The organism is Kitasatospora sp. NPDC087271 (genome assembly GCF_044744605.1).
Lineage (GTDB): Bacteria > Actinomycetota > Actinomycetes > Streptomycetales > Streptomycetaceae > Kitasatospora.
Genome location: NZ_JBIUYQ010000028.1, coordinates 41,742 through 53,655, shown reverse-complemented (window position 1 = coordinate 53,655; position 11,914 = coordinate 41,742). Strand labels below are relative to the sequence as shown.

Here is an 11,914-nt window from a genome sequence, read left to right as displayed (position 1 = left end):
CCCCTGTCCCCCCTCCGGGACGTCCTGCATAATCAGGCGCGATCGTGAGCCCGGGAACCGCCCCGGGGCACGGAGACCGCCCGAGAACCGAGGAGGACCGGCCGATGCCGGACCAGCACTGCCCGACGTGCGGCACCGCACGCTCCACCGGGTGCGGCTGCGTCCCGGACCCGAGCCTCACCGAGACGGCCGTCCTCCCGCACCTCGAAGGCCCGCCGCTGGTCCGCCCGTACGTGCCGCAGGCGGTCGGCCAGGTCGCCGAGGAGCCCGTGGCGGACGTCCCCGCCGTCGACCCGTTCGCGACCGCCGTCCTGCCGCCGGTCGCCCCGGGACAGCCGGCCCCCGTCCACCCCGCCGCGCCCCCGCCCGCCGCTGCCCCGCCCGTGGTTCCCCCGCTGGGGCCGGACGCCGACGCCTACGCCACCACCGTGCTGCCGCCGGTGCCCGCCTCCGGGCCGGGCGCTTACGCGGCGGCGACGGCCCCGCAGGCCGCGTCCGGCGGCGACCTCGGAGTCTTCCCCTTCGACCACGCGACGCCCGGGCCCGAGCCGGAGCCCGTCGGCGGCCGGGCCGCGCGCAGAGCCGCCGAGCAGGCCGCGCAGAACCCGCTGGCCCGGCACAAGCTGCTGCTGGCCGGGGTGGGCGCCGGCCTGGTCGCGCTCACCATCGGCATCGCGTACGCGGTGACGCCCTCGCCCGCGCCGACGACCCGGCAGGCGCAGCCGCTGCCCACCACCCTGGCGCCCGCGCCGGTGGAGCCGACCGCCCCGGCACCGACGGACCCGGCCACCCCGCCGCCGACCAGCGAGGCGCCGAGTCCGACGTCGTCCCCCACCCGCAAGCCGAGCCCGACGAAGACGGCCACCCCGGCGCCGACGCCGACCACCCAGGCCCCGGTCGCCGCTCCCCCGGCCCCGGCTTCCGCCCCGACCGCACCCCCGACACCCACGCCCACCCCCACCACCGCGACGCCCTCGCCGACTCCGACGCCGACCCCCACCCCGACCCCGACCCCGACCACCCGGGTGCTCCAGATCGGGATGACCGGCGCCGACGTCAAGGACATGCAGCAGCGGTTGTGGGCGGCCGAGTGCGGATACGTCGACAAGTCGATGATCACTGGCACCTTCGACTTCTGGACCAGGTCGGTGCTCGGCGACTACCAGACCAGCAACCGGATCAAGGGCGAGACCTACGTCTACGGCCCGAAGACCCGGGCCGCCCTGGAGGCCGACCCGGGCTGCTGAGCCCCGCGAACAAGGGATCAGCCGGTGATCGCCCCGAAGATGCTGATGCCGGCCAGCACCACCATGATCGCCGCCGCGACCCGGATGATCAGCTTCATCGGCACGTACTTGAGCAGCTTCTGCCCGCCCACGATGGCGAGCCCGCCGACCGCGCACAGCGCCAGCCAGGCGCCGAGGCCGACGGCCAGCGGATCGGCGTACTTGGCGGCCAGGTTGGCGGTCATGATCTGGGTCAGGTCACCGAACTCGGCGACCGCGACGACCACGAAGCTGGCCCCGGCCACCTTCCAGAAGCTGTTCGAGGACGGCTCCTTGGCGGCGTGCCCCTCCTCGTCGTCGCCCCCGCCGTGGAACAGCAGCATGGCCGCGCCGGCCAGGAACAGCACGCCGGTGACGCCCTCCACCCAGCGGTGCGGCAGCAGCGAGAGCAGGTGCCCGGCGGCGAGGGCGAGGACGACCTGAACGCCCATCGCGGCGGCGACACCCGCGAAGACGTAGCTGGCACGGTACTTGGTGCCGAGTACGAGGCTGGCCAGCGCGGTCTTGTCCGGCAGTTCGGCCAGGAAGATGATGCCGAACGTCAGCGCGGCCACGGTCAAACTCATCAGAAAGGGTCCCTCGGTCGGGCTGCCCGGCCTCCGCAGGTCCGTCAGGGGACGCTTCGGCCCGACAGCACTGGTCATGGTCACAGCACTGCGGCCGAAGGTCTCGCCGGCACCGACCCCGGAGGATCGGGTGCCCCGGGCGCCGGGCCCGTGAGGGCCAGTATGTCGACGGTCCGGTGGAGGGCTACTCCCCTTCAACGTGCTCAAGGGTACCCGACCGCGTCCGGCACCCAAGGCGGCCCGGTCCCCGCCCCCGTCCGGCACCCGCCCCGGCCCGGTACCCCGCGCTCACCAACCCAGGCTCACCAGCCCGCGTTCACCAGCCCAGGCTCACCAGCCCGCGTTCACCAGCCCCCGGCCGACCAGCTCCAGCACCACCACGATCGCCACCGACTCCACCGCGAGCAGCCCGACCAGCACGAACAGCTGCACCGCCCCCGCCTGGACGGGCGAGGCGCCGCCGAGCAGCATGCCGACGAAGGCGCCGGGGAGGGTGACCAGGCCGACCGTCCGGGTCTGGTCGAGGGCGGGCACCAGCGAGGTCGCGGCGGCGGTGCGGCAGATCTCCAGCCGGGCGTCGCGGTCCTCGAAGCCGAGCGCCAGGGCCGCCTCCACCTCGCCGCGGCGCTGCCGCAGTTCGTCGAGGGCGCGCCGCCCGGCCAGCGAGGTGGCGGTGAGCGCGCCGCCGATCAGGATGCCCGCGACGGGGATGACGGACAGGCCCTTGGCCGGCAGCAGCCCGACGGCCAGCAGCAGGGCGAGCACCGGCAGCACGCCGGCGCCGATCGGCGCGGCCGCCCAGACCCAGCCGGGGCCGGGGGTCATCCGCCGCCCGGCGGTGCGCACCGCGACGGTGAACATCAGCAGCACGAACAGCGCCGACCACCAGAGCGAGCCGACCACCCAGCTGATCACCGCGGCGACGGCGGCCAGTTGCACCACCGCGCGCAGTCCGGCCCGCAGCACCGCGTGCCCGTGGCCGAGCAGGCCCCGGCCGGCGACCGCGACGGCGGCCAGCAGCAGGGCGGCGGTGACCACCCCGAGCATCGGGGTGACGGGTAGCAGCTGGCCGCCCGCGGCGGACAGGGTCACCGGTGTCAGATCCAGCTGGTGAACCACATCCGGTCCTGCCAGGACGTCATCGGGATCACCTCCGCCGTGTACAGCGGGTAGAAGAAGGCGAAGCAGGCGACGATGGCGAGCACGATCAGCCCGGCGCCGGCCGCGCCGATCCGGCGGCGTTCGGGGCTGCATCCGGCCGGGCCGAGGATCGCCCCGAGCATCTGCGCGACGGCCAGGCACAGGAACGGCACCAGGACGACCATGTAGAAGGAGAAGACGGTCCGCTCCTGGTACTGGAACCAGGGCAGGTAGATCCCGGCGACGGCGCACAGCACGGCGCCCGAGCGCCAGTCCCGGCGGAAGAACCAGCGCCACAGCAGGTAGACCAGGGCGAAGCAGGCCGTCCACCAGAGCAGCGGGGTGCCGAGGCCGAGGATCTGGGACGCGCAGCCGCCGGTGGCGGTGCAGCCGTGCTGCCCGTTCGGGACCTGCTCCCAGTACATGGAGACGGGGCGGCCGACGACCAGCCAGCTGAAGGGGTTGGACTGGTAGGTGTGCGGGGTGCTCAGCCCGGTGTTGAAGTCGTACATCTGCGAGTGGTAGTGCCACAGGCTGCGCAGCGGCGCGGGCACCCAGCTCATCGACACCTGCGGCAGCGGGACGCCGAGGAAGGTGTCCGGGGACAGGCCGGGACGGCCGTCGGCCCAGTGCCGGTCATACCCGCCCTCGCCGTTGCCGCCGCTGGCGAGCCAGCCGGCCCAGGCGCCGACGTACACCACCAGGGCGGAGCCGACCATGGCGAGGAAGGCGGGGACGGCGTCGCGGCGCAGCATCGAGCGCCAGGGGCGGCGGGCGCCGGCCCCGCGTCGGCCGGACTGGTCCCACAGGACGGTCAGCAGGCCGAAGGCGGCGAGGATCATCGCGCCGTTCCACTTGACGGCGCAGGCGGCGCCGAGGAGCACCCCGGCGGCGATCCGCCAGGGCCGCAGGCCGAGCCGGACGCGGTCGCCGTCGCCGTCGGTGATGCCGGCCAGCCGGGCGCGGACGTGGTCGCGGTCGATCAGGAGGCTGCCGAAGGCGGCGAGCACGAAGAACATCTGGATGCCGTCGAGCAGCCCGACCCGGCTCATCACCAGCTGGAGGCCGTCGACGGCCATCAGCAGGGCCGCGGTGCAGCCGATCAGGGTGGAGCCGAAGAGCCGGCGGCCGATCCGGGCGAGCATCAGCACGGTGACGGTGCCGAGCAGGGCGGTCATGAACCGCCAGCCGAAGGGGTGCAGGCCGAACAGCTGTTCGCCGATCGCCATCACCCATTTGCCGAGCGGCGGGTGGGCGATGAACTCGGGCGCGGAGGTGAGCGGGATGTGCTGCGGGACGGCCAGGACGTCGGCGTTGGCGTGGTCCGGCCAGCTGCCCTCGTAGCCCTGCCGCAGCAGCGACCAGGCGTCCTTGGGGTAGTACGTCTCGTCGAAGACGAAGGCGTTGGGGTAGCCGAGGTTCCAGAACCGCAGGAGGCCCGCGAAGAGCGCGACGCCGATCGGCCCGAGCCAGCCGGACCAGTCGGCCGGCAGGCGGAGCAGCCGGCCCCGGGCCGGTGCCGGGGCGGCGGGGGCCGGGGCCTGGGCCGCCGGGGGGTGCGTGAGCGCCGCTTGCGTCATTGCCTCGCCGATTCGCCTGTCTCCTGTGCCGGCCGGGTCTCCTGTACCGACCGGGCCGGGCGGCCAACAGCCACTGACACTATGTGGCGGTGGTCGCGAAGCCAAGCGCGACGGGCGCCGACCAGGTGACCCGGTCGGCGCCCGTCGACACGCCTGTTCGATCGGCGGTCACGCCGCCGTCCGCAACTTCCCGCCGGCGGTCACGCAGCCGCCCACAGCCCCACGTCGGCGGTCACGCCGCCGTCTGCAACTCCCGGACGACCGTGGTGCGGACCACGGCCGGGGCCGCGTTGTCCTGCTCCGGCGTGAGGTACGGGCGCAGCCGCAGCGCCAGGACGACGATCAGCAGCGTGGAGCCCGCCATGGCCGCGAGGTAGAGCGGCCAGGTGCCGGAGCCGACCAGCAGCACGCCGACGGCCGGGCCGACCGCGATGGCGATCTGCTTCACCAGGGCGTACCCGGAGTTGTAGGTGCCGAGCAGCCGGGCCGGGGCGAGGTCGGCGACGATCGGGCCCATGGTGGGCGCGAGCAGCGACTCGCCGACGCCGAACAGGGCGTAGATCGAGACGATCGCGACCGTGGCGGCCATGGTCTCGGTCCGGATCAGGCCGGCCACCAGGGCCATCGCCCAGGCGCCGAGCCAGACCACGCCGGCCGCGGCCATCGCGGTGGTGCGGCGGCGGCGCGCGGTGATCCGCACCATGAACATCTGCAGGACGACGATGGTCAGCGCGTTGGCGCCGATCGCGAAGCCCAGGGTGGAGGGTGCGGTGCCGACGGTGTCGGTGGCGAAGGCCGCGACGCCGGACTCGAACTGGCCGTAGCAGGTGAAGAAGATCAGCCCGGCGAGCGCGCAGAGCCGCAGCATCGCCTTGTCGGCGACCAGCGCGCGCAGGCCGGTCGGGCCGTCGCTCTTCTCCTGGAGGGGGATCAGCGGGTTGGCCGGCATCCGGGCGGTGCCGGTGACCAGGGCCAGGCCGAGGAAGGTCGCCGCCTCGATGGTGAACAGCCGGGTGAGGCTGGCCGGGTCGGCGACGTTCACGATCTGGCCGCCGACCAGGGCGCCGATGCCCATGCCCAGGTTGACCAGGGTGAACTGGAGCGCGAAGGCGTGCGAGCGGGTCGCGGCCGTCGAGCAGCGGACGATCATCGTGGCGAGCGCCGGCTGGCAGGTGGTGACACCCGCGCCGAACAGGAAGGAGGAGACCAGCAGGGCCGGGGTGCCGGTGGCGTGGCCGAAGGCGAACGCGCCGGTGGCGGCGAGCGCCGTACCGGCCAGCAGGACCAGGCGGGGGCCGTACCTGTCGATGCCGCGACCGGTGAACGGCAGGACGGCGAGCGCCGCCAGCGCGAAGACGGTGAACACCATCCCGGCCGCCAGCGAACCCAGCCCGCGCACCTGGTCCACGTACACGAACATGTACGGCATCGTGAAGCCGCTGCCGAACGCGCTGAGCGCGTTGCCGATCTGGACGCGGCGCAGCGGGCCGCCCGCCCCGCGTCGCTGCCGCCCCTGCTGCTTCACCGTGCCGGTCACCGTGCACATCCCTTCCTGGATTCAACTGGATACTCTTAAGTCCAGAAGATTTCAGAGCTAAAGTTTGACAAGATAAATTCTTAGCACTGGAAGAGTGTGGAGTCAAAGGCTTAAGAGATGCACGCCCCCGTGCGACACTGGTCCGCATGACTACGGACAAGCCCCCGCCGGCCACCGCCAGGGAGCTCGGCATCACCGAGCAGGTGGCCGTCTACCAGCGGGAATTCCCCACCGTCGACCCCCAGGTGGAGACCATCGTGCAGACCCTGTCCCGGGTCGCCCGGCGGATGGGCGTGGCCTACGACCGGCAGCTGACTGTGCTGGGAATCACGGCCGCCGAGTGGGAGGTGCTCAAGGCGCTGGTGGTCTCCGGCAGCCCGTACCAGCTCGGACCGGGCGAGCTGGCCAAGCGGCTCGGGCTCACCCCGGCCGCGATGACGCACCGGATCGACCGGATGGTGACCGAGGACCTCGTCACCCGGGAGCGCGACGAGACCAACCGGGTCCGGGTGATCATCGAGCTGACCGAGAACGGCCGCGACAAGTGGCTGGAGTCGATGCGGATGGCGGCGGTGTTCGAGGAGGAACTGCTCCAGGACGTCACGGGCGAGGAGCGGGCCGTGCTGTCCGCGATGCTGGCGCGGATGCTGCGGCGGATCGAGGAGAGCCAGCCGGACGCGCTCGGGCGCACCGCCGACCTGGCCTGAGCCGCGCGCCCGGGTCGCGCGCCCGGGTCGCGCCCCCGAAACGCAACGAGTCCGGCCCGCCGGGGGTGCTCCCCCGGCAGGCCGGACCGCTTGGTTCAGGTGCTGCGAGGGTCCGTCAGTCCCTCAGTCCGTGCCGCCCGGGGGGTCAGCAGGCGCCGTTGTCGGTCCAGACGCCCCACTGGCCGCTCTGGCTCGGGTCATCGCCCTTGGTCCACCACTTGTTGGTGTAGTAGTGGCCCTTCCACGAGACCTTGGTGCCGCCGGCCGCGTAGGTGGTGTTGGCGTCCCAGCTCGGGGCGGCCGGGCAGCCGGCCGGCGAGGTCGGGGTGCCGGTGGGGGTACCGGTCGGGGTACCCGTGGGGGTACCGGTCGGCGTGCCCGTGGGCGTGCCGGTCGGGGTCTGGGTCGGGGTCGCCGTGCTGCTCGGGGTGCCGGTCGGCGGGGCCGGGCAACCGGCGGCGGAGCCGTTGGTGGCGTTCACCATCGTGTCGAACAGGCCGGTCTTGGTGCCCAGGTCGTACAGCGAGAAGGCGAAGGAGCCGCCGAGTCCGTTGCAGTGCGCGTAGTCGAGCTTGGCCTGGATCGACCGGGTGTCCTCACCGCTCCAGAAGGTGTTGCCGTCGTAGAAGTACGTGGCCTTGGCGTCGTCGTCCCAGAAGGTCCTGGACGGGTTGTCGACGAAGCCCGCGAGCTCCTTGTACATCTGGATGCCGGGGACGTTGCCGGACATCGCCGCGCCGGTCGCCGGGCTGGCGGCGGGCTGGAACAGGCCGTTCTTGCCGTTGTTCTGGACGCCGGTCCAGCCGCGGTAGTAGAACGGCACACCCATGTTGATCTTGTTGGCGGGGAAGCCGCCGGGGATCCCGTAGTCCGCGTCGCCGACCGTCCACGCCTTGATGGCGTTGTCGATCGAGTACTTGCCGTGGCCCGGCTTGACCGGGGTCGACGGGTCGTTCGGGCCCGCGTAGAGCGCGGCCTGGTGGTTGGTCGGCCCCTGGGCGTCCCAGCCGCCGTGCATGTCGTAGGTCATGACGTCGAGGAAGGTGAGGTACTGACCGATCTTGTCGGTCTCGACGTTCATGATCTTGTCCTGGCCGGCGCCGACCGCCGCCGACAGGGCGTAGGTCTTGTTGTCGGCCTTGCCCTGGGCGTCCAGCTGGGTGCGGAACTCCTTCAGCAGCGCCGTGAAGTTCTGCTTGTCGGCCGGGCTGGAGATGTTGCCGGTGTGGCCGCCGCCGCCCGGGTACTCCCAGTCGATGTCGATGCCGTCGAAGATGCCGGCGCCGGAGCCCGGGCCGCCGTAGCCGGCGTCGCTCGGGAGGTTGCCCTTGATGAACATGTCGAGGCAGGACGAGACCAGGTGCTTGCGCGAGGCGTCCGTGGCGGAGGCCGGCGAGAAGTACTTGGAGTAGGTCCAACCGCCGATCGAGAGCAGGATCTTGAGGTTGGGGTTCTTCGCCTTCAGCTTCTTCAGCTGGTTGAAGTTGCCCGCGATCGGCTGGTTCCAGACGTCACCGACGCCGTCGACCGAGATGTCCGCGCCGAAGCTCTTCTGGTAGTCGGCGAACGCGTCGGCCGCGCCGTCACCCGCGTTGGGGTTGTTGTCGTTCGTGTCGGCGGCCTTGGTCGCCTCGAAACAGCCCAGGTCGGTCGGGTGGATGTTCGCGAAGTCGTAGATCAGGTAGTCGAGCTTCCCGGCCACGCCGGTGTCCTGGATCGTCTTCGGGTAGTACGCGTTGGCGTAGACCGACCACTGGTCGTAGTAGGCGACCTTGATGCCGCCGCTGGTGGCGGCCGCGCCGGTGGTGTTGGTGGTCGCGGCGTTGGCCGCGGCGCCGCCGGTCAGCGCGAGGCCCGCGCCGAGCAGCACGGAGGCGGCGGTGCCGGCCGCGACGGCGGCCAGGCTCTTCGGGCGGCGTCGACGGCCGCCCGTCGGAGCCGGGGTCCCGGCCCTTTCAATGCGTGAACGCAGCATGGGTGCGTGACTCCTGGTTGTGGGGGTTTTCCGTCGTCCCGTGGGGGTGCGCCCGAGGTGGGGTCGGGCGACCGGGACATGACAGCTCAGTGCGGGGAATCGTGCGGGGAATCGAGCGGGATCAGCGGGATCGGGCCTGGACGGACACCGGGATGTGCCGAACCGGCGCCCGCGGCACGAGGCCGTTGACGCCGGTTCAGGGGCTCCCTGCACCTGGGCAATAAAAATGGACTAGACCAACTCCCCCGTCAAGGGGTCCCGTTGGGCCTTGAGCCGCGCTTAAGGTTCGGCCCCCGCCCGGCACCCGCGCTGACCTGCGAGCCAGCAGCGGGAAGTCAGTGGGGGAAGTCAGTGGCGGGGAAGTCAGTAGCGCAGCGCGTTCGCCACCACGGCCTTCAGGCTGCCCGAGAGGTCCCGGTTGCTGCGCGCGGTGGCCTGGGCGCTCCGGCCGGCCGCCACGTCCTGGACCGTCACCGCGGTCGCGTCCTGCACCGTGCCGGAGTCGTCGGTGAAGTCGACCTGGATCACGTACCGGTACGACTGCTGCCCGTGGTTGGTGACGGTCAGCTCCACCTGCGCCCTGCCGTCCGAGCCGGTGCTCACCGCCCCGACGGCCACGTCCCCCTTGGCGTCCAGCCCGCCCTTGATCCCGGAGACCGCCGAGGAGGCCGCCGACACCGCCGCCGAGGCCCGCGCCTCCGCCGAGGCGATCACCGCCCCCGCTCCGCCCGCCACCGAGGCCAGCGCCGAGGCGGCGGAGGCCGCGGCCGAGGCGCCCCGCTCGATCGCGGCGGAGGCCGAGGTGGCCACGCTGCTCGCGCTCTTTCCGGAGGAGCAGCCCGCCAGCGCCGCCGCGGCGACCATGGTGGCGGCCAACACTCCGGCCACCGCCCGGCGTTGGCGGCGCACCGGCGGCGCGTCCAGCTGCCGCGCGGTGATCCGCGGTCTCGAACCGATCCGGGTGAGCGGCTGGCGGTCCATGCGGTCCATGCGGTCCCTCGTTTCTGCCCCGGCGCCGGGCTGCCCGGCACGCCTTCCCGACCACCCTCCGAGGGCCGCCCAGTGGCCGCCAGCAGGACTGGTGCCTCCGGGTGACCGGGGCGAGCAGGCCGGCGAGGGCCGCCCGGGGGCCGCCGGCGCGTCAGGACAGCCCCGAGCCCTCCTGCTCGTCCGCCTCCATCGCGGCCCGCTCCTCGCGCAGCCGCACCACGTGCCGGCGCCGCGCCACCACGCCGTACGCCCCGGCGACGGACCCCGCGAAGGCCACCAGGCCCATCCACGGCTGGTCGAGGACGTGGCAGGTCAGGTGGTCCAGCGAGTACCGCCCCGGACCGGCCAGGCCGAGCGCCAGCCCGGCCGCGCCGAGGAAGGCCGGGTACTCGTAGCCGCCGGAGGTCGCGAAGAAGCCCCCGGGGGCGTGCACCGCCACCGCGCCGGCCATCGTCCCGGCCACCACCGCGCCGGCCGCGCCGGTGGCCAGCCCGGCGACCAGCAGCACGCCGCCGCCCGCCTCACCGGCGCCCGCCGCGATGGCGCTCTGTCGGCCCGGGTGGAAGCCCATGTGCTCCATCGCCTGGGCGGTGCCCTCCAGGCCTCCGCCGCCGAACCAGCCGAACAGCTTCTGGGTGCCGTGCGCGATCAGCACCCCGCCGACCGCGCCGCGCAGGGCCAGCAGGCCCAGGTCCTTACGGTTCAGACACATGTCGCATCCTCGTTCCCGGGGAGGTGATCCGACTTCCATGGGAGCCGAGAGCGCGCACCCGTTCGAGCCGGGACGGCCATCCGGGCGAATTCGTCGGCGACCGGGAATGAACCGCTCCCCGGCGAGATCCACGCCACGCCCGACCGCGGGGCGTGGCGTGGCGGAGCGGCCGCACCGACCGCCGCGGTCATGCTTGGCGCATGTTCGTCTTCAATCTGAGCAGCGCCTTCATCACCTTCTTCGCCGTGGTCGGCCCGCCCAAGGTCCTGCTGGCCTTCGCCCGGCTGGCCTCCACCCGGAGCACCCGGGAACTGCGACGGCTGGCGGCGTGGAGCACGATCATCTCGGCGGTGATCGGCCTGGTGCTCGGCTTCACCGCGGACGAGGTCACCACGCTCTTCCACATCAGCGACCAGTCGCTGCAGCTCGCCGGCGGGACGATCTTCTTCATCTACGCGGTCGCGCTGGTCTTCGGCGTCCACCTCGGCGGCGAGAACGAGGACGACGACCACCTGCCGAACCCGATGGTGGACGGCATCCGCGAACTGCTGCTGCCGTACATCGCCAGCCCGCTCGCGATCACCGCCGTGCTGGTCGCCTCGCTCGCCCGCAACGACTGGAGCTGGAAGGCCACCATCGGCGGGGCCTACCTCGCGGTCGTGGTGATCAACTACGTCTGCGTGGCCCTGCTGGCGCCGCTGATGCAGCGCACCCACCGCACCTCGCTGGAGGTGCTCTCCCGGCTGCTCGGGCTGCTGCTGGCGGCGGTCGGCGTGGAGCTGTTCCTGACCGGCCTGGCCGGGCTCGGGGTCCACCTGCCCGAAGGGCACTGAGCCCGGCCGCCGCCCGTCAGGCCACCACCCGTCAGGCCGCGGCCGCCGCCAGCCGGGCCAGCACCTCTCCGATCCGCTCCCGCACCAGCGGATCGGCGACCAGCCCGTCCGGGCCGACCGTCCCGCGGTCCAGCGGGATGCGGACGCAGGCCCCGTCCACCACCGCCGCGCCGGTGTAGCCGAGGACGGTGCGCAGGGTGGCCTCGGCGCCCTGGCCCCGGCCCGGGCCCGCCGCGTTGATCCAGCCGGCGGGCTTGTCCGCGATCTCCGTCCCGCCGACCGTCCAGTCCAGCAGGTTCTTGAAGGAGCCGGGCAGCGTCCCGGCGTACTCGGGGGTGCAGACCAGCAGCGCGTCGGCGGCCTCGACGGCGGCGCGCAGGGCGGCCACCGGCCCGGGCAGCGGGTCGGCGTCGTGGTCCGGGTTGAAGTGCGGCAGGCCGGCCAGCCCCGCGTAGTAGGTGGCCCGCAGGCCCGGGGTGGCGGCGGCCACGGCGGCGGCGGTGCGCAGCACCGTCTCGTTGGCGGAACCGGCCCGCAGGCTCCCGGGCAGCAGCAGGATGTGGCGCTCGTTCGGCATGCCGAGGAACC

At 73.1% G+C, this 11,914-nt stretch carries 11 protein-coding genes; 3 read left to right on the top strand and 8 right to left on the bottom strand.

The genetic code is table 11. The features are described from left to right. The first annotated feature begins 104 nt into the window (after positions 1-104). Complete coding sequence (locus ACIO9K_RS32465) at positions 105-1,247, top strand: peptidoglycan-binding protein (RefSeq protein ID WP_400335164.1); 1,143 nt, start codon at positions 105-107, stop codon at positions 1,245-1,247. Between the two features lie 17 nt (positions 1,248-1,264). Here ACIO9K_RS32465 and ACIO9K_RS32460 read toward each other — a convergent pair whose 3' ends face one another. The 4 genes from ACIO9K_RS32460 to ACIO9K_RS32445 form a co-directional block, all read right to left on the bottom strand. After that, positions 1,265-1,855 (bottom strand): TMEM165/GDT1 family protein, encoded by a 591-nt coding sequence (locus ACIO9K_RS32460; protein ID WP_350878273.1) that lies wholly within the window; start codon positions 1,853-1,855, stop codon positions 1,265-1,267. Positions 1,856-2,182: 327 nt separating this feature from the next. Beyond that, positions 2,183-2,899: an ABC transporter permease gene (locus ACIO9K_RS32455; RefSeq protein ID WP_363580974.1), complete on the bottom strand. Its 717-nt coding sequence runs from the start codon at positions 2,897-2,899 to the stop codon at positions 2,183-2,185. A 50-nt stretch (positions 2,900-2,949) separates the two neighbouring features. Next, the gene (locus ACIO9K_RS32450) at positions 2,950-4,572 is read right to left on the bottom strand and encodes a phospholipid carrier-dependent glycosyltransferase (protein ID WP_363625185.1); all 1,623 of its coding nucleotides are present in this window, start codon (positions 4,570-4,572) and stop codon (positions 2,950-2,952) included. Positions 4,573-4,804: 232 nt separating this feature from the next. Further along, a complete protein-coding gene (locus ACIO9K_RS32445) occupies positions 4,805-6,109 on the bottom strand; it encodes an MFS transporter (protein ID WP_400335162.1) in 1,305 nt (434 codons plus the stop codon). A gap of 146 nt (positions 6,110-6,255) precedes the next feature. Here ACIO9K_RS32445 and ACIO9K_RS32440 point away from each other — a divergent pair, with 146 nt between their 5' ends. Beyond that, a complete protein-coding gene (locus ACIO9K_RS32440; protein ID WP_363580762.1) occupies positions 6,256-6,816 on the top strand; it encodes a MarR family transcriptional regulator in 561 nt (186 codons plus the stop codon). A 145-nt stretch (positions 6,817-6,961) separates the two neighbouring features. Here the strand turns inward: ACIO9K_RS32440 and ACIO9K_RS32435 are convergent, their stop codons facing one another. The 3 genes from ACIO9K_RS32435 to ACIO9K_RS32425 all read right to left on the bottom strand — a co-directional run bounded on the left by ACIO9K_RS32435 (position 6,962) and on the right by ACIO9K_RS32425 (position 10,493). Continuing rightward, the gene (locus ACIO9K_RS32435; RefSeq protein WP_363580760.1) at positions 6,962-8,791 is read right to left on the bottom strand and encodes a glycosyl hydrolase family 18 protein; all 1,830 of its coding nucleotides are present in this window, start codon (positions 8,789-8,791) and stop codon (positions 6,962-6,964) included. Between the two features lie 363 nt (positions 8,792-9,154). Beyond that, positions 9,155-9,781 carry a hypothetical protein gene (locus ACIO9K_RS32430; protein WP_363625189.1) on the bottom strand — a complete coding sequence of 209 codons (627 nt, stop codon included), beginning with the start codon at positions 9,779-9,781 and terminating at the stop codon, positions 9,155-9,157. Between the two features lie 151 nt (positions 9,782-9,932). After that, a complete protein-coding gene (locus ACIO9K_RS32425; protein WP_363580756.1) occupies positions 9,933-10,493 on the bottom strand; it encodes a DoxX family membrane protein in 561 nt (186 codons plus the stop codon). A 200-nt stretch (positions 10,494-10,693) separates the two neighbouring features. Here ACIO9K_RS32425 and ACIO9K_RS32420 point away from each other — a divergent pair, with 200 nt between their 5' ends. Then, positions 10,694-11,326, top strand: a complete 633-nt coding sequence (locus tag ACIO9K_RS32420; protein WP_363625191.1) for a MarC family protein — start codon at positions 10,694-10,696, stop codon at positions 11,324-11,326. Between the two features lie 31 nt (positions 11,327-11,357). On the opposite strand, the gene ACIO9K_RS32415 is transcribed toward ACIO9K_RS32420, so the two are convergent. Continuing rightward, on the bottom strand, positions 11,358-11,903 hold the full coding sequence (locus ACIO9K_RS32415) for an NADPH-dependent FMN reductase (RefSeq protein WP_400335159.1): 546 nt from the start codon (positions 11,901-11,903) through the stop codon (positions 11,358-11,360). Positions 11,904-11,914: the final 11 nt, after the last annotated feature.